The 21289-nt window shown below is 73.1% G+C and carries 20 protein-coding genes; 9 read left to right on the top strand and 11 right to left on the bottom strand.

Translation table 11 applies throughout. From position 1 onward, the window contains the following. Nucleotides 1–261: 261 nt before the first annotated feature. Both IE182_RS27150 and IE182_RS27145 read right to left on the bottom strand, forming a co-directional pair. Nucleotides 262–777, bottom strand: a complete 516-nt coding sequence (locus IE182_RS27150; protein WP_190112589.1) for a hypothetical protein — start codon at nucleotides 775–777, stop codon at nucleotides 262–264. A 7-nt stretch (nucleotides 778–784) separates the two neighbouring features. Further along, nucleotides 785–1060 carry a hypothetical protein gene (locus IE182_RS27145; protein WP_225660738.1) on the bottom strand — a complete coding sequence of 92 codons (276 nt, stop codon included), beginning with the start codon at nucleotides 1058–1060 and terminating at the stop codon, nucleotides 785–787. Nucleotides 1061–1180: 120 nt separating this feature from the next. Here IE182_RS27145 and IE182_RS27140 point away from each other — a divergent pair, with 120 nt between their 5' ends. After that, complete coding sequence (locus tag IE182_RS27140; protein WP_190112587.1) at nucleotides 1181–3397, top strand: serine/threonine-protein kinase; 2217 nt, start codon at nucleotides 1181–1183, stop codon at nucleotides 3395–3397. 90 nt (nucleotides 3398–3487) lie between these two features. Here the strand turns inward: IE182_RS27140 and ilvD are convergent, their stop codons facing one another. The 4 genes from ilvD to IE182_RS27120 all read right to left on the bottom strand — a co-directional run bounded on the left by ilvD (nucleotide 3488) and on the right by IE182_RS27120 (nucleotide 7978). After that, entirely contained in the window at nucleotides 3488–5344 is a 1857-nt protein-coding gene (gene ilvD / locus IE182_RS27135) for a dihydroxy-acid dehydratase (RefSeq protein ID WP_190112586.1), read from the bottom strand. Between the two features lie 170 nt (nucleotides 5345–5514). After that, nucleotides 5515–6162 (bottom strand): TetR/AcrR family transcriptional regulator, encoded by a 648-nt coding sequence (locus tag IE182_RS27130; protein WP_190112585.1) that lies wholly within the window; start codon nucleotides 6160–6162, stop codon nucleotides 5515–5517. Then, the gene (locus IE182_RS27125) at nucleotides 6159–6983 is read right to left on the bottom strand and encodes a sugar phosphate isomerase/epimerase family protein (RefSeq protein WP_190112584.1); all 825 of its coding nucleotides are present in this window, start codon (nucleotides 6981–6983) and stop codon (nucleotides 6159–6161) included. Before IE182_RS27125 ends, IE182_RS27130 begins: the two co-directional genes overlap by 4 nt. A gap of 62 nt (nucleotides 6984–7045) precedes the next feature. Next, the gene (locus IE182_RS27120) at nucleotides 7046–7978 is read right to left on the bottom strand and encodes a Ppx/GppA family phosphatase (protein WP_190112583.1); all 933 of its coding nucleotides are present in this window, start codon (nucleotides 7976–7978) and stop codon (nucleotides 7046–7048) included. A 144-nt stretch (nucleotides 7979–8122) separates the two neighbouring features. Between IE182_RS27120 and IE182_RS27115 the strand changes: the two genes are divergently transcribed. Continuing rightward, on the top strand, nucleotides 8123–8914 hold the full coding sequence (locus IE182_RS27115; protein WP_229845146.1) for a DUF3109 family protein: 792 nt from the start codon (nucleotides 8123–8125) through the stop codon (nucleotides 8912–8914). A 38-nt stretch (nucleotides 8915–8952) separates the two neighbouring features. On the opposite strand, the gene IE182_RS27110 is transcribed toward IE182_RS27115, so the two are convergent. After that, nucleotides 8953–10812 (bottom strand): BACON domain-containing protein, encoded by a 1860-nt coding sequence (locus tag IE182_RS27110; RefSeq protein ID WP_190112581.1) that lies wholly within the window; start codon nucleotides 10810–10812, stop codon nucleotides 8953–8955. Between the two features lie 186 nt (nucleotides 10813–10998). Between IE182_RS27110 and radA the strand changes: the two genes are divergently transcribed. Together radA and disA are read left to right on the top strand one after the other, a co-directional pair. Then, the gene (radA, locus tag IE182_RS27105) at nucleotides 10999–12444 is read left to right on the top strand and encodes a DNA repair protein RadA (protein ID WP_190112580.1); all 1446 of its coding nucleotides are present in this window, start codon (nucleotides 10999–11001) and stop codon (nucleotides 12442–12444) included. Between the two features lie 155 nt (nucleotides 12445–12599). Further along, nucleotides 12600–13733: a DNA integrity scanning diadenylate cyclase DisA gene (gene disA / locus IE182_RS27100; RefSeq protein WP_190112579.1), complete on the top strand. Its 1134-nt coding sequence runs from the start codon at nucleotides 12600–12602 to the stop codon at nucleotides 13731–13733. 92 nt (nucleotides 13734–13825) lie between these two features. Here disA and IE182_RS27095 read toward each other — a convergent pair whose 3' ends face one another. Continuing rightward, a complete protein-coding gene (locus tag IE182_RS27095) occupies nucleotides 13826–14641 on the bottom strand; it encodes a hypothetical protein (protein ID WP_190112578.1) in 816 nt (271 codons plus the stop codon). A gap of 173 nt (nucleotides 14642–14814) precedes the next feature. Further along, nucleotides 14815–15357 carry a pyridoxamine 5'-phosphate oxidase family protein gene (locus IE182_RS27090; RefSeq protein ID WP_190112577.1) on the bottom strand — a complete coding sequence of 181 codons (543 nt, stop codon included), beginning with the start codon at nucleotides 15355–15357 and terminating at the stop codon, nucleotides 14815–14817. A 77-nt stretch (nucleotides 15358–15434) separates the two neighbouring features. Between IE182_RS27090 and IE182_RS27085 the strand changes: the two genes are divergently transcribed. The 5 genes from IE182_RS27085 (at nucleotide 15435) to cseC (ending at nucleotide 19844) form a co-directional block, all read left to right on the top strand. After that, complete coding sequence (locus tag IE182_RS27085) at nucleotides 15435–16340, top strand: HhH-GPD family protein (protein ID WP_229845144.1); 906 nt, start codon at nucleotides 15435–15437, stop codon at nucleotides 16338–16340. Nucleotides 16341–16625: 285 nt separating this feature from the next. Continuing rightward, the gene (locus IE182_RS27080) at nucleotides 16626–17174 is read left to right on the top strand and encodes a SigE family RNA polymerase sigma factor (protein WP_190112576.1); all 549 of its coding nucleotides are present in this window, start codon (nucleotides 16626–16628) and stop codon (nucleotides 17172–17174) included. Next, a complete protein-coding gene (locus IE182_RS27075; protein WP_229845143.1) occupies nucleotides 17162–17800 on the top strand; it encodes an LppP/LprE family lipoprotein in 639 nt (212 codons plus the stop codon). The genes IE182_RS27080 and IE182_RS27075 overlap by 13 nt, the downstream gene beginning before the upstream one ends. 7 nt (nucleotides 17801–17807) lie before the next feature. Next, nucleotides 17808–18509: a two-component system response regulator CseB gene (cseB, locus tag IE182_RS27070; RefSeq protein ID WP_190112575.1), complete on the top strand. Its 702-nt coding sequence runs from the start codon at nucleotides 17808–17810 to the stop codon at nucleotides 18507–18509. Nucleotides 18510–18542: 33 nt separating this feature from the next. Further along, nucleotides 18543–19844: a two-component system sensor histidine kinase CseC gene (gene cseC, locus IE182_RS27065; RefSeq protein ID WP_190112574.1), complete on the top strand. Its 1302-nt coding sequence runs from the start codon at nucleotides 18543–18545 to the stop codon at nucleotides 19842–19844. A gap of 37 nt (nucleotides 19845–19881) precedes the next feature. On the opposite strand, the gene IE182_RS27060 is transcribed toward cseC, so the two are convergent. Together IE182_RS27060 and IE182_RS27055 are read right to left on the bottom strand one after the other, a co-directional pair. Then, nucleotides 19882–20343 (bottom strand): VOC family protein, encoded by a 462-nt coding sequence (locus IE182_RS27060; protein WP_190112573.1) that lies wholly within the window; start codon nucleotides 20341–20343, stop codon nucleotides 19882–19884. Nucleotides 20344–20510: 167 nt separating this feature from the next. After that, nucleotides 20511–21260, bottom strand: coding sequence for a M23 family metallopeptidase (locus tag IE182_RS27055; RefSeq protein ID WP_190112572.1), 750 nt, complete (start codon nucleotides 21258–21260; stop codon nucleotides 20511–20513). Nucleotides 21261–21289: the final 29 nt, after the last annotated feature.

The raw sequence follows: 21289 nt of genomic DNA, 5'->3' as shown, positions 1-21289 counted from the left end.
TTTCCAACCTTACCAGATCCGTTTTCCGTTCCGTTTCCGGTTCGGATTCCGTTTCCGGCCCCCTGTTGGAGCGGGGTCCGCCGTGGAGCGGCTATTTCTTACTGCCGCGCCTTCCGGCGTGATCACTACTTTAGCGGATTTCCCCGGTGACTCCTAATCGAAGTCCGTTCCGCATTTCGGCAGGCCGAAATGCATCCCGTTGAGGGGCGCTGCAGTAGTGGGGTGCTGCCGTGTGGCAACTCGGAGAACTCTACACGAGGTTCAGGGGTGCTTGCGCCGCCCCTTGCGCGTCCTCGCCGCCGGGTTGCCCGTGCGGGTCGTGCGGCGGCGCTCGTGCCGGGTGCGGGCCTCCTCGTACTCCGCCCGGTGGAGCCTCTCGCCGGGGGCCTCGACGAGGCAGCGGAAGAAGTAGGCGAGCAGGGTGCCGATGAAGCCGATCATCATCAGGCTGTGCATCGAGCGCTCCGCCGCCTCGTCCCTGGACCCCGCGTCCGGGCGCCGCACGAACCGCTCCCAGGTGCGGCGGAACGCAATGGCACTGCATACGGCGAATCCGATGACCACCATCGCGTTGACCACGCCACCCACATTGGCGATGGCCAGGCCCTCGTAGCCGAGGCGCAGGAGGAACGCGCCCGCCGCCGCTGCCGCCAGGGAGCCGGCCGCGACGCCGGCACGGCGCAGGGCGTAGCCGTCACCGTGGTCGACCCATGTCGTGCCGAAGAAACGGATCGGCTCCGGCCGGGGGCCGCTCGCCGCTTGGTGCTCGTCACTCATGCGTCGATTATCCCGAGCAGCGGGCGGCGACGAAGTCGCTGCTGCCCGTCTTCACGTACGCGTCGGACACGTACTGGCCCGGTGCGATGCAGTCCCAGATGTCGGTGGTGCCGCACGGACCGGAGACGGTTTCCCCCCGGCTCTGGCAGCGGATCGGCACGCTGGAGCCCTGCGGGAGGACCTTGACCAGCTCGCTGTCGGTGCTCGGGCCCCGGCGGACGTTGACCTGATGTCCCGGAGCAATCGCGTAGTACGTCATGGTGCTCTCCCCCGTGAGGTGAATGACATGCGCAGGCTAGCAACGCCCGGCACGCCTCCCGGGGGCCGCCCGCCCCATCGATTAGGCTCCGCAGGCTGCCGCCGGAAGCGGCCGGATGACATGGGTGACACGGGGGTGGGGGGCATGCCGCCGCTGCGCAGTGCCGGGACGGGACCGGAAGCGGACGATCCGCAGTATGCGGGTCAGTACCGGCTGGAAGCGCGTCTCGGCTCCGGCGGCATGGGCGTGGTGCACCTGGCCCGCAGCGCCTCGGGGCTGCGGCTCGCGGTGAAGGTGGTGCACGCCGAATATGCGGCGGACCCCGAGTTCAGGGCCCGGTTCCGGCAGGAGGTCGCGGCGGCGCGGCGGGTGAGCGGTGCGTTCACGGCCTCCGTGGTCGATGCCGACCCCGACGGCGACCGGCCGTGGATGGCCACCCTCTACATCCCCGGTCCCACGCTCTCCGAGCGCGTGAAGCGGAACGGCCCGCTGGGCGCGGACGAGCTGCGGCGGCTGACGGCGGGGCTCGCCGAGGCGCTGCGGGACATCCACCGGGCCGGCGTCGTGCACCGGGATCTGAAGCCGAGCAACGTCCTGCTCGCCGACGACGGTCCGAAGGTCATCGACTTCGGCATTTCCCGCCCGCACGGTCTCGCCAGCGAGTTGCGTACGGAGACGGGGAAGCTGATCGGCACGCCGCCCTTCATGGCGCCGGAGCAGTTCCAGCGGCCGCGCGAGGTGGGGCCGGCGGCCGACGTGTTCGCGCTGGCGTCGTTGCTGGTGCACGCGGCGACGGGGCGCGGGCCGTTCGAGTCGGAGAGTCCGTACATCGTCGCGTACCAGGTGGTGCACGACGAGCCGGAACTGACGGGCGTGCCGGACGACCTGGTGCCGCTGATTCGTTCCTGCCTGGCGAAGGCGCCGGCGGACCGGCCGACTCCCGACGAGATCATGGGCATGCTGCCGTCGCCGTCGCCATCGTCGGTGGCGGCATCCGGAGCCGCTGTCCCGGCCCCGGCCCTGGCCCCGGATGCGGAGTCGTCTCCGGCTCCGCTCCCCTCTTCTTCTCCCGTGTCTTCTTCGCCCGCGGCCGACGCTGCCCCCCGTCGCCCCCTTCGCTCTCGGCTGCCCCGGGCCCGCTGGCTCGTCGTCGCCGCCGCGGCCGTCGTGGCTCTCGGGGCGGGGGCGACCTGGGCGGTGCACCGGGTGGACGGCCTGACGCGGCACCCGTTGCAGACGCGTCCCAACCCCGCCGGCGCCGCCTGGCAGCCGTGGGAGACGTCGGTGCCGGCGGACGCCGCCGGGAACGGCGAGGTGCGGGCGGGCTTCTGCACGTACGCGTCCGGTGCCCTCTACTGCTCCGCGCGCGGTGTGCACGCGGCGCGGATGGACGCCGTCAGCGGCAAGGTGGCCTGGCGGCGGACGGCCACCGCGCAGCGGCCCGGTGGGGGCGCGCCGAGTGCGCCCGTGGTGTCCGGTGGGCTGATCCACGCGCTCTCGCCGGACAAGCGCGAGCTGTCGGCGCTCGATCCCGCCACGGGTGAGCCTCGCTGGACACGGGACGTGTCTGCGTACGGCGGGCGGGTCTATCACGCGGGCGACACCGTGTTGCTGGTCGCGGCGGACGGGACGGTGACCGCCGTCGACGGGGGGACGAACCGCGAGCGCTGGCGGCATCCGCTGCCCGGTGGCATCAAGCCCGTCTTCTCCTTCTACGGCAGCGGGCCCGCGTATGCGGTGGCTCCGTCGCCCGACGGGCGACGGACGGCGGTGGTCGCCGTCGACGCCGTGCGCGGCACGACGCTGTGGGAGTGGACGGGGGCCGGGAACCTGACCGCCGTCGGCCGCGGGCCGCACGATGTTCTGCATCTGACCGAGAGCGACTCCCATACGCGGGTGTCGGCGATCGTGCGGTACGCGCCGGGGATCGGGCGGGAGCGGCGGGTGCCGCTCTCCGCTCCTCTGGAGGCCACGAGCGTCGTCTCGCACGGCGACTCGGTCTACGTGCTGTCCGTCGACGGTGGGCTGACCGCGTTCGACACCGGCAGGGAGGCGTCCGGCAAGGAGGCCGGCGGTTCCGTCGCCCTGTGGCGGCTCGACACCTCCGTCGCCAATGCCTCGGCCCTCGTGGCGGCGGACGGGAACCGGTTGTACTTCTCGGCGGCCGACGGCCGGCTGCTGGCCGTGGACACGGCGCGGGGCTCGTTGCTCGGGACGACGTCGCCGCGGCTGGCGCGGGCGGGGCGGGGGCTGCTGGAGCTGCTGCCGGCGCCGGTGGTGGCGGACGGGAAGGTGTTCGGGGCGGCGCCGGACGGGACCGTCTTCGCCGTGAACGGGGCCAATCCCGCCGGGTGGCGGTAGAGCGGTAAAGCGACAGAGGAGAGGCGAGCGGTGGAAGGAGCGGGTTTCCCCACCCCTTCCACCGCTCGCCTCACAGCCCGTTCGACCGCCTCACAGCCCGTTCAGCCGGTTCACGTCGCGCACCGCGCCCTTGTCCGCGCTCGTCGCCATGGCCGCGTACGCCTTGAGCGCCGCCGAGACCTTGCGGTCGCGGCTCCTGGGCGCGTACGTGCCGCCCAGCGCCTCGCGGCGGGCCGTCAGCTCGGCTTCGGGGACCAGCAGTTCGATGGAACGGCTGGGGATGTCGATGCGGATGCGGTCGCCGTCCTGCACCAGCGCGATGGTGCCGCCCGCGGCGGCCTCCGGTGAGGCGTGGCCGATGGACAGGCCCGACGTGCCGCCGGAGAAGCGGCCGTCGGTGACGAGGGCGCATGCCTTGCCCAGGCCGCGGCCCTTGAGGAAGGACGTCGGGTAGAGCATCTCCTGCATGCCGGGGCCGCCGCGCGGGCCCTCGTAGCGGATGACGACGACGTCGCCCTCCTTGATGCCCTTGGAGAGGATCTTCTCCACGGCCTCGTCCTGCGATTCGCAGACGACGGCCGGGCCCTCGAAGGTCCAGATCGACTCGTCGACGCCGGCCGTCTTCACGACGCAGCCGTCGACCGCCAGGTTGCCCTTGAGGACGGCGAGGCCGCCGTCCTTGGAGTAGGCGTGCTCGACGGAGCGGATGCAGCCGCCGGCGGCGTCCACGTCGAGGGTGTCCCAGCGCTCGGACTGCGAGAAGGCGGTGGCGGAGCGGACGCAGCCGGGGGCGGCGTGCCAGAGCTCGACCGCCTCGGCGGAGGGGGAGCCGCCGCGCACGTCCCAGGTCTTGAGCCACTCGGCGAGCGAGGCGGAGTGGACGGTGTGGACGTCCTCGTCGAGCAGGCCGCCGCGCCAGAGCTCGCCCAGGATGGCGGGGATACCGCCGGCGCGGTGCACGTCCTCCATGTAGTACGTGCCGCCGGGGGCGACGTTCGGGGCGACCTTGGCCAGGCACGGGACGCGGCGCGAGACGGCGTCGATGTCCGTGAGGTCGTAGTCGAGCCCGGCCTCCTGGGCGGCGGCGAGCAGGTGGAGGATCGTGTTGGTGGAGCCGCCCATGGCGATGTCGAGGGCCATGGCGTTGTCGAAGGCGGCGCGGGTGGCGATGTTGCGCGGCAGGACGGACGCGTCGTCCTGCTCGTAGTAGCGCTTGGTGATCTCCACGACCGTGCGGCCGGCGTTCTCGTAGAGGGCCTTGCGGGCGGTGTGGGTGGCGAGGACGGAGCCGTTGCCGGGCAGGGACAGGCCGATCGCCTCGGTGAGGCAGTTCATCGAGTTGGCGGTGAACATGCCGGAGCAGGAGCCGCAGGTGGGGCAGGCGTTCTCCTCGATGCGCAGGACGTCCTCGTCGGAGACGTTCTCGTTGACCGAGTCGACGATCGCGTTGATCAGGTCGAGCTTGCGGACCGTGCCGTCGACGAGCGTGGCCTGGCCGGCCTCCATGGGGCCGCCGGAGACGAAGACGACGGGGATGTTCAGGCGCAGCGCGGCCATGAGCATGCCGGGCGTGATCTTGTCGCAGTTGGAGATGCAGATCAGGGCGTCGGCGCAGTGGGCCTCGACCATGTACTCGACGGAGTCGGCGATCAGGTCGCGGGAGGGCAGCGAGTAGAGCATTCCGGCGTGGCCCATGGCGATGCCGTCGTCGACGGCGATGGTGTTGAACTCGCGCGGGACACCGCCCGCCGCCTTGATCGCGTCGGAGACGATGCGGCCGACCGGCTGGAGGTGGGTGTGACCGGGCACGAACTCGGTGAAGCTGTTGGCCACCGCGATGATCGGCTTGCCGAAGTCCTCGCGCGCTACGCCCGCGGCCCGCAGAAGGGCTCGGGCGCCCGCCATGTTGCGGCCGTGGGTGACAGTGCGGGACCTCAGCTCGGGCATCCTGCTCGACTCCTCGAAATCCTGGTTCTGGACCTTCGAGCCTACGCCGGACGCCCACGGTACGGACAGGTTTTCCGCGATGTGAGATGGATGTCCGCGCCGGCCCCGCGGCGATGGATGTCCGCGCCGGCCCCGGGCGCTCGTCCGGGCCTCGCCCCCGCCTCCGGCGGTCAGCCGCCCGTCAGGTGGCGTTGCACCGCCGGAGCCGTCATGGCGATGACCTGTTCCAGGTCGGCCGACGCCAGGGGCTCGATCCTCATGACGTGCCGCAGCATGGCCACCCCGACCAGGTGCGCCGCCGCCAGCTCCGAGCGCAGCCGGGGGTCGGGGCCCTCCAGCTGTCCGGCCACGCGGGCCATGATCCGGGTGCTGATCAGGTCGCGGAAGACCGCGGCGGCGGTTTCGTTGGCCATGGCCGAGCGGAGGACCGCGAGCACCGGTTCGCGGGTGGCCGGGGCCTCCCACACGCCGAGGACGAAGCGCGCCAGCCGCTCCCCCAGGTCCTCCGGGCCGCCCTCGACGAGGACGTCGGCGGCGCCGAGGGCGGGGGTGAAGGCCGTCTCGACGGCGGCCGCGAAGATCTTTTCCTTGGGGCCGAAGTAGTGGTGGACCAGGGCCGGGTCGACGCCGGCGGCCTTGGCCATGCCCCGGATGGACGCCTTGTCGTAGCCGTGCCCGGCGAACTCGGCGCGGGCGGCGGCGAGGATGCGCTCGCGGGCGCCGGGGCCGCCGTCCGCGTCCGTGCGGGCGGGGCGGCCGCGCTTGCGGGCCCGCGGGGCCGGGCCGGGGGTGCCGGAGGCCCCCGGGGTGTCCGTCATCGCCGGGGGGCGCCCGTCGGGGAGGCGAGGTGCAGGCGGGTGTAGGCGAGCGCCTCGGCCAGGTCGGCCTCGCGCTCGGCGGCGGACATGGCCCGCCGGGTGTTGACCTCGATGACGACGTGGCCGTCGAAGCCGCTGACGGCGAGGCGTTCCAGCAGCTCGGCGCAGGGCTGCTTGCCGCGGCCGGGGACGAGGTGCTCGTCCTTGGCGGAGCCGTTGCCGTCGGCGAGGTGGATGTGGGCGAGCCGGTCGCCCATCCGGTCGATCATCTGCAGGGCGTCGGTGCGGGCGGTCGACGTGTGGGAGAGGTCGACGGTGAAGTGGCGGTAGTCGTCCTTGGTGACGTCCCAGTCGGGGGCGTAGGCGAGCATCTCGCGGTCGCGGTAGCGCCAGGGGTACATGTTCTCGACGGCGAAGCGCACGTCGGTCTCGCCGGCCATGCGCCAGATGCCGCGGACGAAGTCCCGGGCGTACGAGCGCTGCCAGCGGAAGGGCGGGTGCACCACGACCGTCGTCGCGCCCAGCTTCTCGGCGGCCGTGCGGGCGCGCTGGAGCTTGACCCAGGGGTCCGTGGACCAGACGCGCTGGGTGATCAGCAGACAGGGGGCGTGGATGGCCAGGATGGGCACCTGGTGGTAGTCCGAGAGGCGGCGCAGCGCCTCGATGTCCTGGCTGACCGGGTCGGTCCACACCATGACCTCGACGCCGTCGTAGCCCAGGCGTGCGGCGATGTCGAAGGCCGTCGCCGTCGACTCGGGGTAGACCGATGCCGTTGACAGCGCGACCTTCGCATCCGGAATGCGCACCACTGGCTCTGTCACGAGGGACAGCGTATGCCCGCCCCTGCGGCGGCGGGCAGGTGGTCCCGCAAGCGGGGCACGCGTCACACCGTGGGGAGGTGGTCCAGTCGGCGGAGGATGACGCCTTCGCGCAGCGCCCAGGGGCAGATCTCCACCTCGTCCAGCCCGAACAGGTCCAGGGCCGCCTCGGCGACGAGCGCGCCCGCGAGCAGCTGCCTCGCCCGGCCCTCCGACACGCCGGGCAGCGCGGCCCGCTGCTTGACGGTCATGGTGGCGAGCCTGGGCACCCACTCCTCCAGGGACGTGCGGGCGAGGATCCGCTGGGTGTAGGGGCCCTCGGCGGAGCGGGCGGCGCCGGCGATCCTGGCGAGCTGTTTGAAGGTCTTGGAGGTGGCGACCACGTGGTCGGGGCGGCCGTTGCGGGTGAACTGGCCGACGTCGCGGGCGATCTCCGTGCGGACGTGGCGGCGCAGTGCCCGTACGTCCTGGGGGTCGGGCGGGTCGCCGGGCAGGGACGCGGTGGTGAGGCGGCCGGCGCCCAGCGGGAGGGAGACGGCGACGTCGGGCTCCTCGTCGAGGCCGTAGGCGACCTCCAGGGAGCCGCCTCCGATGTCGAGGACGAGGAGCTTCCCGGCCGACCAGCCGAACCAGCGGCGGGCGGCGAGGAAGGTGAGCCGGGCCTCCTCGGGGCCGGAGAGCACGGACAGCGTGATGCCCGTCTCGTCCTTGACCCGGCTGAGGACGGCGTCGGCGTTGGTGGCCTCGCGGATGGCGGAGGTCGCGAACGGGAGGACTTCTTCGACTCCCTTGTCCTCGGCGGCCTGCTGGGCCTCGTGGATCGCGGCGATCAGCCGCGCCACGCCGGCGTCGCTTATGGCGCCGCCCTTGTCGAGCAGTTCGGCCAGGCGCAACTCGGCCTTGTGGGAGTGGGCGGGCAAGGGGCAGGCACCGGGGTGCGCGTCCACCACGAGCAGGTGGACCGTATTCGAGCCCACGTCGAGGACACCGAGTCTCATGGCCTGAACGCTACTGCCGCGGCCGGGGGCACTTAGGCTTGAGGGGTGGCGAAGACGAAGAAGGCCAAACCGGACAAAGCGCGGGACAAAGCCTCGAAGAACCAGACAAAGAGCTCCGGCAAGGCCGATGAGCTCTCCTCCAAGGTGCTCAAGAAGGCCAAGGGCAAGGGCGCGTCCGAGGGCGCCGTTCCGGACGAGGTCGGGCTGGATTTCGCCCGTGCCTGGGTCGAGTTCCCCGACCCCGCGGACGAGGACCAGGTCTTCCGCTGCGACCTGACGTGGCTGACCTCACGCTGGACGTGCATCTTCGGCAGCGGCTGCCAGGGCATCAAGGCCGGCCGCGCCGACGACGGCTGCTGCACGCTGGGCGCGCACTTCTCCGACGAGGAGGACGAGCAGCGCGTCGCGGGGCACGTGGCACGGCTGACGCCGGACATGTGGCAGTTCCACGACGTGGGCACGGAGTCCGGCTGGACGCAGCTCGACGAGGACGACGGCGAGCGGCAGACGCGCCGCTGGCAGGGCTCCTGCATCTTCCAGAACCGGCCGGGCTTCGCGGGCGGCGCCGGCTGCGCGCTGCACATCCTGGCGCTCAAGGAGGGCCGCGAGCCGCTGGAGACCAAGCCGGACGTGTGCTGGCAGCTGCCGGTGCGGCGGACGTACGACTGGATCGACCGGCCCGACGACACCCAGGTGCTGCAGGTCACGATCGGTGAGTACGACCGGCGCGGCTGGGGCCCGGGCGGCCACGACCTGCACTGGTGGTGCACCTCGGCGCGGTCCGCGCACGGCGCCGGCGAGCCGGTGTACGTGTCGTACCGGGCGGAGCTGATCGAGCTGATGGGCAAGGACGGCTACGCGCAGCTGGTGAAGCTGTGCGAGGAGCGCATGGCCTCGCTGCTGCCGATGGCCCCGCACCCGGCCGACGCCCGCTGATCGTTTCCTCTCTACCCTTCCTCCTCCTCGTTTCCCGCTCAGCCGCCCGTGCGGCTCGGCGCGGGTGTCGGCGCGGGGGCGGAGGGGGGCGGTGTGCTCGGGTGGTCCGACGACGGTGACGGCTGAGGAGCGGTGCCACAGCCCTCGATCGTCACCACGCTGCCGCCGGGCGCGACGGCCACGCGGGCGCTCCAGCGCCCCGCGGGCTCCCGGCCGTGGTCCACGTACACGGTGACCGTCACGGACCGGCCCGGGTACAGCACCCCGCCCGGCTGGCTCAGCCGCAGCCAGGGCGCGTCGGCCGACATGGACCAGCTGACCGGCTCGCCACCACTGGCGGTCAGCTTGATGATCGTGGCGGTGCCGCTGGGCTGCGCCTCGACCGTGAGCCGGCCGGGGCCCGTCACCCGCCCGGGAGCCGCGGGCAGCGGCGCTGCGCCTGCCACGGCCGGGGGCGTGGCGCCCACCACGGGCGGAGCCGCGACCGGCACCGGCCGGCCGTCGGGGCCGATCACGGCGACGGAGACCTCGGAGAAGCGGTGACCCACGGTCGCCGGCGCCGGCGTGCCCGTTCCGGTGGAGCTGTGGGTGGCGCCCGAGGGCCCGTACGGGGCCGCGTACGGGTCGTCGTACGTGCCCTGCTGCGAGCCGCCGCCCAGGCTGTCCGTCTCCGTGGCGGAGACGGAGGCGGCGCCCTGTCCTTCGGGGCCGCCCCGGTAGGCGGCCCACAGGGCCAGGATGGGCGCGGCCACGACGGTCGCGACGACGGTGGTGGTCACGGCCCGGGTGCGCAGGCGGCTGCGCCGGGCGGCACGGTCCTTGGGGGCGAGCGGGAAGCCGCCGCGGTCGAAGCGCGGGGTGGCGCGGGCGGCCGCGCGCCGGCGCTGCGGGCGGGCGCTCAGGGCGTGCGCGAGGGCGCTGTGCGCCGCGGCGCGGGGGGCTTCCAGGACGGGCAGGGCGGCGGTGGAGGCGGCCGTGCCGGGCCAGGGCTCGCCGGCGTTGGCCCGCTCGGCGGTGCGGCGGCAGTCGGCGCACTCGTCCACGTGCCGTACGAGCTCCCGCCGGAGCGCCGCGCCCAGCAGGACCTCCGTCTCCCCCACGAACCGGGAGACGACCGGGCAGCGGCCGGATTCCACGACGGCCAGCGCGGTGCGGGTGCGCTCGACCTCGCAGGCGGCACTGGAGAGCAGGGTGCGTGCGGCGTCGTGGTCCAGGCGGAGCACGGCGGCGACCTCGTGCGGGGCGAGACCGTGCCGGACGGCCAGCTCCAGGGCCTCGCGCTGCTCGGCAGTGGTGCCGGCGGCCTCGGGCCAGGCGAGCAGGGCCAGTTCCGCGCGGGCCCGGGAGTCGGCGTCCGGAGCAGGCTCGCCGGGCCGGGGGCCGGGGCCCGTGCCCGCCCCGCGCTCGGCCAGGCGGCGCAGGCACTCCCAGCGCGCCAGGGCGTAGAGCCAGGCGCGGTGCGCCTCCTCGGCGGCGGGGGCGCGGTCGGTGCGCCGCTCGGCGAGGGCCAGGATCTCGCCGAGGGCGGCGACGGCGGCGTCGTGGTCGCAGAGGACGGACAGGCAGTAGGTGAACAGACCGTCGAGGTGGGGTTCGTAGCGCTCGGGCAGGCCCTCGACGAGGCCGGTCGGGGTGGCGGGACCGGACCGGGCGGCGGGGCCGTGCTGCTCGACGAGGGTGGGCCGGTCGACGAGGGCGGGGTGGTCGACGAGGGCGGCCGGGCTCCCGGCGCTTCCGGCGCTTTTGGTGTCCTCCGCCCCGCCGGCTGCGGGACGCCCGCTGTGCGGGGCATGCTCGACGGGCTCGACGACCGGGGGCTGGGCCGCGCGCGGCGCACGGCGGGATGCGCGGTGCGCGCCGGTGGCATGCGTGGGGGGCTCGGGCCTGCTCGTCATCATCCCGGCGACGGTAGGCGGATGGTGCGCCCTCGTCCGCCCTGCAGCCGCAGGTTTAACCCGTACGGGTGACTCTCTCCCTCGAAAGGGGACAGGAGCCACACATTCCGCACCGATAGCGGTAAACGGCGTGCACAAGCGAACGCCACCGGCCCGGCGCTGTCAGTGGCCGCCGCTACGGTGGTCCGCATGGCTGCCCGTACTTCCCGCTCGTCCGCCAAGGACCGGCCCTCCTACCGCTGCACCGAGTGCGGCTGGACCACCGCCAAGTGGCTCGGCCGCTGCCCCGAGTGCCAGGCGTGGGGCACGGTCGAGGAGTTCGGCGGCGCGCCCGCCGTGCGGACGACCGCCCCCGGCAGGGTGACCTCCGCCGCGCTGCCGATCGGGCAGGTGGACGGCCGCCAGGCCACCGCGCGCAGCACGGGCGTGGACGAGCTGGACCGCGTCCTGGGCGGCGGGCTGGTGCCCGGCGCGGTGGTGCTGCTGGCCGGCGAGCCGGGCGTCGGCAAGTCGACCCTGCTGCTGGACGTGGCCGCCAAGGCCGCCTCCGACGAGCACCGCACGCTCTACGTGACGGGCGAGGAGTCGGCGAGCCAGGTCCGGCTGCGCGCGGACCGGATCGGCGCGCTCTCCGAGCACCTCTACCTGGCCGCCGAGACCGACCTGTCGGCCGTCCTCGGGCACCTGGACTCGGTGAAGCCGTCCCTGCTGATCCTGGACTCCGTCCAGACCGTGGCCTCCCCCGAGATCGACGGCGCGCCCGGCGGCATGGCCCAGGTCCGCGAGGTCGCCGGGGCCCTGATCCGGGCCTCCAAGGAGCGCGGGATGTCCACGCTGCTCGTCGGCCACGTCACCAAGGACGGCGCCATCGCCGGTCCCCGCCTGCTGGAGCACCTCGTCGACGTCGTGCTGCACTTCGAGGGCGACCGGCACGCGCGCCTGCGCCTGGTGCGCGGCGTGAAGAACCGCTACGGGGCCACCGACGAGGTCGGCTGCTTCGAGCTGCACGACGAGGGCATCACCGGCCTGGCCGACCCCAGCGGCCTCTTCCTCACCCGGCGTGCCGAGCCCGTGCCCGGTACCTGCCTCACCGTCACGCTGGAGGGCCGCCGGCCGCTGGTGGCCGAGGTGCAGGCGCTGACGGTCGACTCCCAGATCCCCTCGCCCCGGCGCACCACCTCCGGCCTGGAGACCTCGCGCGTGTCGATGATGCTCGCCGTCCTGGAGCAGCGCGGCCGCATCAGCGCGCTCGGCAAGCGGGACATCTACAGCGCCACGGTGGGCGGCGTGAAGCTCTCCGAGCCGGCCGCCGACCTGGCCGTCGCGCTCGCCCTGGCCAGCGCCGCCAGCGACACCCCGCTGCCGAAGAACCTGGTGGCCATCGGCGAGGTGGGCCTGGCCGGCGAGGTCAGACGGGTCACGGGCGTGCAGCGGCGGCTGGCCGAGGCCGCCCGCCTGGGCTTCACCCACGCCCTGGTGCCGGCCGACCCCGGCAAGGTGCCCAGCGGCATGCGCGTCCTGGAGGTCGCGGACATCGGCGAGGCGCTCCGCGTGCTCCCCGGACGCCCTCAGCGCGAGAAGCGGGCCGGCAGCGGGCGGCAGGCGTTGGCCGGAGCCCGACCTGAGGAGAGCTGAGGACAGCCCCCTAATAGGCTGGGCGCCAGTAGACTTTGCCCTGGTCCCGCCCGTACGTACACAGCGTCGTACGCGACGCACACGGCGTGCACGACGGCGTACGCAACAGCAAGGGCGGCCCGCGGCACCGTTGACCTTGCGACCGGAGGAGTGCAGTGGCAGCCAACGACCGGGCATCGGGCCCCGGCAAGGCCGGAAGCGGCTCCGGTGGCTCCGGGGTCGACGGGCTGATGCGCGCCTCGCTGAGCGCCGTCGCGCCCGGCACGGCCCTGCGCGACGGCCTGGAGCGCGTCCTGCGCGGCAACACGGGCGGGCTCATCGTCCTCGGCATGGACAAGACCGTCGAGCAGATGTGCACCGGCGGATTCGTCCTCGACGTCGAGTTCACCGCGACCCGCCTGCGCGAGCTGTGCAAGCTGGACGGCGCCCTGATCATCGACAAGGACATCTCCAAGATCGTGCGGGCGGGCGTCCAGCTCTACCCGGACGCGTCGATCCCCACCGAGGAGACCGGCACCCGGCACCGCACGGCGCAGCGCGCGTCGATCCAGTCCGGCTTCCCCGTCGTCTCCGTCAGCCAGTCGATGCGGCTGATCGCGCTGTACGTGGGCGGGGAGCGCCGCGTCCTGGAGGAGTCGGGCGCGATCCTCTCCCGCGCCAACCAGGCGCTGGCGACCCTGGAGCGCTACAAGCTCCGTCTGGACGAGGTCGCGGGCACCCTCTCCGCCCTGGAGATCGAGGACCTGGTCACCGTCCGCGACGTCACGGCCGTCTCGCAGCGGCTGGAGATGGTGCGCCGCATCGCCACCGAGATCGCGGAGTACGTGGTCGAGCTGGGCACCGACGGGCGTCTGCTGTCGCTGCAGCTGGACGAGTTGATCGCCGGTGTGGAGCCGGAGCGCGAGCTGGTCGTGCGGGACTACGTCCCCGAGCCGACCGCCAAGCGCACCCGCACGGTCGCCGAGGCCCTCTCCGAGCTGGACTCCCTCACCCACGCCGAGCTGCTGGAACTCCCCATCGTGGCACGGGCCCTGGGCTACAGCGGCTCCCCGGAGACGCTGGACTCGGCGGTCTCGCCCCGCGGCTACCGCCTGCTGGCGAAGGTGCCGCGGCTGCCCGGCGCCATCATCGAGCGGCTCGTGGACCACTTCGGCGGTCTGCAGAAGCTCCTCGCCGCCAGCGTCGACGACCTGCAGACGGTCGACGGCGTCGGCGAGGCCCGCGCCCGCTCGGTCCGTGAGGGCCTCTCGCGCCTGGCGGAGTCCTCGATCCTCGAACGGTACGTCTGAGCCCGGACACCTCCGGACATGGGTGAGGGCCCCGCGCTCGCGGGGCCCTCACCCATGTCCTGCCTCGTGCGGCTGTCCCGCCTCGGGCGGCGTCAGCTCTTCTCCAGCACGAACTCCGTGCGCTCGGTGACGCCCGCGACCTTCACCTCGACCCGGTACGTGCCGGGCGCGGCGGCGGGGCTGCCGGCGGGGGTCGCGCAGCGCGGGGCGCTGCGCTTGCGGTCCCACTCCAGCGTGCGCTTGGTCTCGCCCGAGCCCGGCACCTCGAAGTGGACCGCGCCCGTGCCCCGCGGGCAGTCGTCGGAGGCCCACACGTGCTCCTCGCCCTTGCTGTCGGTGATCTTCAGCAGGGCGGCGGTGGCGCCGAAGTTCACCTTGCAGGCGCTGCCACCGGAGTTCTGCACGACGAGCTCGAACTTCGGCTTCTCGCCGGGCCCGTAGGACGCCTTGACGCTGCGCACCGACACCTTCACCGCTCCTGACGTGCAGTCGGGCAGCGTCGATCCGGCGGCGACCGGCTTGCCGTCCCCGCTGACCGCCAGCCCGGCACCGCCGCCGAAGCCGCCGGCGGCAGCACCCGCGCCGCCGGCTCCGCCGCCCGTACCGGCGCCGCCGGCCGAGCCGCTGCCCGTACCGGCGCCGGACGTGCCGCCGTTGCGCGCATCGTCGCGCCCGCCCGGGCGTTCACCGCTGTGCGGGCCCGAGGGCGTCGGGCCGGGCGTAATGGTGGTGTCCGCCGGACCGTTGGACCCCTCGCTCTGGGAGCCCTCGGAGCCGTCACCGCCCCCCATGGTGAGCAGCCACACCGCCAGCAGTACGAGGAGGCCGAGCAGGCCAAGCGCAACTGCCCTCCGCCGCCAGTAGATGGAGGAGGGAAGCGGCCCGATCGGATTGCGCAGAGATCCCACGCGAAGACTCTACGAGAGAACGGGCGGGGCACCAGCCAGTACCCGCCGTAGGAGTGCCTACTTTTCTCATCATCTGCCCGCAACCAGGACTGTTGGCGCACCGGCAGGGGTCGTCTGCACCGGCGTCCGTGTGCGCGGTCGTGCGACGCGTGTGCGGTGACGGTACGTCGGTTTCAGGCCGAAAGCGGGCGCGGCCACTCGGTCTTGTGCCCGAAGCCGCGGCCGTTGTCGACGAGACGCAGCCATGTCGGGCGCAACTCCCACAATTCGGCGCGCTCCATGGCCTGCCGGAGCCGGTCGCTCTCTTCCACGTAGGGGAAGCGGGCGCTGTACGCCCGCCATGCCGCGGCGCGTTCGGCGCCGACCAGCAGGTGGCAGGTGCCGCGGCCCTGAACTCCCGTCAGGGCGGTCCATTCCTGGCCGTCGCGCTGCGCGGTGAAGGCGACGCGCGCGTCGCCGGAGAGGAGGGCGCGGCCGTGCCGGGTGTGGGGGGAGGTGACGAAGACGAGGGTCGTCGTATCGGCGTCCGGCTGCCGGTCGGCGCCCCTCTGCTGTTCGGCGACCGACTGCTGTTCGGCGTCCGGCTGGCGGTCGGCAACCGCGTAGAGCACCGCGCACGCCTGCGGGCCGTCCTCGTCCGCGTAGGCCAGCGTCAGGGTGGTGTGCGCGTCGAGGGCCGCCCGGATCTGCGGCGGGAGCGTCTCCGTCGGGGTCATGCGATCAGCGTAGGCGGGCCGACGCGGGGCCGGTGCGTTTCCCCGCTCCGCGCGGGCGTGCCAGGATCGGTGGTGCCATGACTGCGATGCCTGACACCACGCCCCAGACGTCCACTCTCCTGCACGCCCCGGTGATCGACTGGTTCGGGGTGCACGCGCGGGACCTGCCCTGGCGACGCCCGGAGGCCGGGCCCTGGGGGGTGATGGTCAGCGAGTTCATGCTGCAGCAGACCCCGGTGAGCCGGGTGCTGCCGATGTACGAGCAGTGGCTGGCCCGCTGGCCGCGCCCGGCCGACCTGGCGGCCGAGCCGCCGGGCGAGGCGGTCCGCGCGTGGGGGCGCCTGGGCTACCCGCGCCGCGCCCTGCGACTGCATGCCGCCGCGACGGCGATCACCGAGCGGCACGGCGGCGAGGTCCCGGACGACCACGCCAAGCTGCTGGCGCTGCCGGGGGTCGGCGAGTACACGGCGGCGGCGGTGGCGTCGTTCGCGTACGGCCGGCGTCACGCGGTGCTCGACACCAACGTCCGTCGCGTGTTCGCGCGTGCGGTCAGCGGCACCCAGTACCCGCCGAACGCCACGACCGCCGCCGAGCGCAGGCTCGCCCGGGCGTTGCTGCCCGAGGACGAGGCGGTCGCCGCGCGCTGGGCCGCGGCCACGATGGAGCTGGGGGCGCTGGTCTGCACGGCCCGCACGCCGGGGTGCGCCCGTTGCCCGATCGCCGGCGAGTGCGCCTGGCTGGCGGCCGGGTCGCCGGAGCACGACGGCCCGCCGCGCCGGGGCCAGACCTACGCGGGAACGGACCGGCAGGTGCGCGGGAAGCTGCTGGCGGTGCTGCGCGAGGCGGTCGCCCCCGTGCCGCAGGCGGCGCTGGACGCGGTGTGGCACGAGCCGGTGCAGCGGGCGCGGGCGCTGGACGGGCTGGTGGCCGACGGCCTGGTCGAGCCGCTGGCCGACGGCCTCTACCGGCTGCCGCTCACCTGACGGGGCGGCGGCGCCACACAGCCCGCTCACACAGCCTGCTCACAGAACCGTCACGGAGAACGTCACGAACGGCCGCCGCACAACGTTGTCAGGTCCGCAACGAAACGGACAGAGCCGCTCTTTCCCCGATCTTTCCTTCGGGCTGTTACACAACCTATGGACAGCTGTGCACCAGCCGAAGGGCTGGTGCACATCGCGTCGCAACAGCTCCTCCGTAGCGTCCTACCCGTGCTGGACGACTGCCAGCGTCGCGGGGAACGCAAAGCGGGAATGGAGGCTGCGAGTATGGCCAGCAGCGGCAAGGTTCTGGACTTCGAAGAGTACGTGCGCAACCGTCAGGACGCCCTCCTGCGCAGCGCCCGGCGCCTCGTCCCGGACCCCATCGACGCGCAGGACCTCCTCCAGACCGCCCTCGTCCGCACCTACGGCCGCTGGGAGGGCATAGCGGACAAGTCGCTGGCCGACGCCTACCTCCGCCGCGTCATGATCAACACGCGGACCGAGTGGTGGCGCGCCCGCAAGCTCGACGAGGTGCCCACCGAGCAGCTCCCCGACGCCAGCGTCGAGGACGGCACCGAGCAGCACGCCGACCGCGCCCTGCTCATGGACATCCTCGGCGTCCTCGCACCCAAGCAGCGCAGCGTCGTCGTCCTGCGACACTGGGAGCAGATGAGCACGGAGGAGACGGCGGAGGCGCTCGGCATGTCGACCGGCACGGTCAAGAGCACGCTGCACCGGGCCCTGGCGCGACTCCGGCAGGAGCTGGAGAGCCGGGACCTGGACTTCCACGCCCTTGAGCGCGTCGAGCGGGGGCGGGAACGGTGCGCGGCCTGATCAAGGCTGCCGGGATCAAGCCGGCGCTGATCACCGGTGGCGCGGTCTCCGCACTGGCCGCGACCGCCGGTCTTCTGCTCGCCGGATGCGGTGCCAGCAGCGAGGGCGTCCGCAAGGAGGGGCCCGCGGAGACCCAGGCGGCGGCGAAGGCCGCCACCCGGGAGCCCTCGGCGACGGCCACCTCGGCGCAGGGCAAGGTCGACGCCGTCAAGCTGATCAAGGCCGACCCCAGGGTCAGCGACCAGATCAAGAAGAACCTCAAGCCCTGCGTGAAGGACCACTACCCGGTCGACGTCATCTACGGGCAGCTCACCGGGGCGGCCCGCTCCGACATCGTGGTGAACGTCCTGACGTGCGGCGACTCCATCGGCATCGGCTCGTATGTGTACCGTCCCAGGGGTGACGCGTACGAGAATGTGTTCGCGGCCGAGCAGTCCCCCGTCTATGCCGACATCGACCGGCGCGACCTGGTGATCACCAAGCAGGTCTACGCACCGGGCGATGCCGTCTGCTGTGCGTCGGGGGAAGATGTCCTGACCTACCACTGGTCGGACGGCGCCTTCCAGGAGTCCGGCCGCACGCACACCGACTACGGCAAGGTCGGCAACAAGGGAACGGAGGGCTGAGGGCAGCGTGGCGGATACGCATGTGCTCTTCGTCGAGGACGACGACGTCATCCGGGAGGCCACCCAGCTCGCGCTGGAGCGCGACGGCTTCGCGGTGACCGCGGTGCCCGACGGGCTGCTGGGGCTGGAGAGCTTCCGGGCCCGGCGTCCGGACATCGCCCTGCTCGACGTCATGGTTCCGGGCCTGGACGGGGTCAGCCTGTGCCGCCGGATCCGCGACGAGTCGACCGTACCGGTGATCATGCTGTCGGCCCGCGCCGACTCCATCGACGTCGTCCTCGGCCTGGAGGCCGGCGCCGACGACTACGTCACCAAGCCCTTCGACGGCGCCGTGCTCGTCGCCCGCATACGGGCCGTCCTGCGCCGCTTCGGACACGCCAGCGGCACGGCCGGCGGCGCGGAGGAGTCCGAGGCGATCGAGGGCGGCGTGCTGCGCTTCGGCGACCTGGAGGTCGACACCGAGGGCATGGAGGTCCGCAAGGCCGGCACGCCCGTCGCCCTCACCCCCACCGAGATGCGGCTGCTGCTGGAGTTCTCCGCCGCGCCCGGCACGGTGCTCTCCCGCGACCGCCTGCTGGAGCGGGTCTGGGACTACGGCTGGGGCGGCGACACCCGCGTCGTCGACGTGCACGTGCAGCGACTGCGCGGCAAGATCGGCCAGGACCGCATCGAGACGGTCCGCGGCTTCGGCTACAAGCTCCGGGGCTGAGTCGCCCGTGCCGGTGAGAAGCATGGTCGCAACGTGGTGAAGCTCGCCCTCCGCACTGGTCTGCGCTGGAAGGTCAGCCTGGCCATCGCGGCCGTCGGCGCGCTCGTCGCCGTCGCTCTCAGCCTCGTCGTCCACAACGCGGCCCGCGTCTCCATGCTCAACAGCAGCCGCGACCAGATGGACGACCGGGTCCAGATCGCCCAGCGCTACTACGAGTCCACCGGCGGCAAGCTGATGCTCCGCGCCAAGGTGGACGACCCCACGCTGCCCAAGCCGCTCCGCGACGCCGCCGACCTGGGCCTGCGCGCCACCTACCTGCAGGACAGCGGCAACGGCGCCCCCGAGGTCTGGGCCTCCACACCGCTGCGCAACGGCAAGATCCTCTCCATCCACACGCGCTTCAAGGACCGCTACGACATCCTCAACGACCTCGACCGGGCCCTGATCATCGGCTCCGTCTCGGTCGTCCTGGGCGGCTGCGCCCTCGGCATCCTCGTCGGCGGCCAGCTCTCGCGCCGCCTGCGCAAGGCCGCCACCGCCGCCCGCAAGCTCGCGGACGGCGACCCCGACGTGCGCGTCCGCGACGCCATCGGCGGCCGCGTGCGCGACGAGACGGACGACCTGGCCCGCGCCGTGGACGGCATGGCCGAGGCGCTGCGCGACCGGCTGGAGGCCGAACGCCGCGTCACCGCCGACATCGCCCACGAGCTGCGCACCCCCGTCACCGGCCTGCTGACCGCGGCGGAGCTGCTGCCGCCGGGCCGCCCCACCGAGCTCGTACGGGACCGGGCCCAGGCCATGCGCACCCTGGTCGAGGACGTCCTGGAGGTCGCCCGGCTGGACAGCTTCGCCGAGCGCGCCGAGCTGCAGGACATCGAGCTCGGCGAATTCGTGCAGCGCCGGGTGCGGTCGGTGGCCCCAAAGGCCCGGGTCAGGATCGTCCGCAGCGCCTACGTCTCCACCGACCCGCGCCGCCTCGAACGCATCCTCGGCAACCTCCTCGCCAACGCCGCCAAGCACGGCCGGGGCGAGATCGAGGTCACGGTCGAGGGACGCGTGCTGCGCGTGCGCGACCACGGCCCCGGCTTCCCGGAGGAACTGCTCAAGGAGGGCCCGAGCCGCTTCCGCACGGGCAGCAAGGACCGCGCGGGCAAGGGCCACGGCCTGGGCCTGACCATCGCCGCGGGCCAGGCCCGCGTCCTGGGCGCCCGCCTCACCTTCCGCAACGCCGACCCGGAGGTGGAGGAGGGCACCGGCGCCATCGCGGTGCTGTGGCTCCCGGAGTCCTCCCCGACGCGCACGGGCAGCTTCCCGATCATCCAGGTGCCGGACTAGCCGCCGGCCACGTCCGTACCGCTCACATCGGGTCGGCTCACATCGGGTCGACGCACTCGCCCCAGTCCTTGCCGAGGTCCAGCTGTTCGCGCTGCTGGGTCAGCGAGAACCAGTTGCCCGAGTCGTCGCGCAGGATGGCCTCGGTGCCGTACGGGCGCTCCTGCGGCTCCTGGAGGAACTCGACGCCCTTGGCCTTGAGCGCCTCGTAGTCGCGGCGCACGTCGTCGCTGCTGAGTACTCCGGCGCCCAGCACGCCCTTGGCGACCAGCTTCTTCACGGCCTCCGCCGACTCGGGGTCCAGGCCCGGCGGCCCGGGAGCCATCAGCGTCAGCTCGACGTCCGGCTGGTCCTTGGCGCCGACGGTGAGCCAGCGCATGCCCTTGTCGCCGCCCACGGTCATGTCCGTGCGGATCTCAAGGCCGAGCTTGTCGGTGTAGAAGTCCTTCGCCCGGTCCTGGTCGAGGACCCAGACGGTGGTGATCGCAATGCCCTTGATCATGATGCGCTCCGTACCGGTGGTGGGGTGCGCTTGCCGCACGACCACCGTAGGCACGCCTGCTGCCCCCCGGCTTCCCGAGGACACGGCTCTTTGAGGACACGACGAAGCCGGCGCACCGCCGTCAGGCGGTGCGCCGGCTTCGTGGCTCGCGGCTCGGACGACCGGCGTCAGAGGGTCTCGCCGTGGGCCTTCAGGAAGGCGACGGGCTCGACGGCGGTGCCGTAGTTCGGGGTGGTGCGGATCTCGAAGTGCAGGTGCGGGCCGGAGGAGTTACCGGTGGAGCCGGACAGGCCGATCAGCTGGCCGGTGGTCACGGTCTGGCCGATCGAGACCTTCACCTGCGACAGGTGGGCGTACTGCGAATACGTGTTGTCGCTGTGCTTGATCACGATGGCGTTGCCGTACGCCGGACCGTCACCGCCGCCGTTCGGGCCGGCCTTGACGACCGTACCGCCGTGCACGGCCTTCACGGACGTACCGGTGCCGACGACCAGGTCCTGGCCGCTGTGCTTGGCGGCCCACATCTTGCCGGAGATGCCGAAGGGCTGGCCGACCTGGTAGCCCTCGACCGGGGCGACCCAGGCGTCGGCGCGCTTGCGCGAAGCCTCGGCCTGCTTGCGGGCGTCCTCGGCACGCTTGGCGGCATCCCGCTTGGCCTGCTCGGCAGCGGCCTGCTTCTCCTGCTTCACCTTCTCCGCCACCTTCAGCTGGGTGGCGGCCTGAGCGTTCAGCGCGTCGTCCAGAGCGGCGACGGAAGCGAACGCGGGGAACCCGCCGACAGCAGCCGTGGTGTCGGCAGCGAGCGCGACCCCGGAACCGAGTGCGACCGAGGCACCGATGCCGGCGGCCACGAGGCCGGCGACGCGGGCACGAAGGACGGTCTTGCTCGTGTTACGGAAAGCGGTGCGCTTCGACATACGGATAAACCTCCAGGAAGGAACAGGTC

Source organism: Streptomyces cinnamoneus (genome assembly GCF_014650495.1).
GTDB lineage: Bacteria > Actinomycetota > Actinomycetes > Streptomycetales > Streptomycetaceae > Streptomyces > Streptomyces cinnamoneus.
Note: the sequence above shows the minus strand (reverse complement) of the source record. Positions and strands in the feature narration are given on the sequence as shown.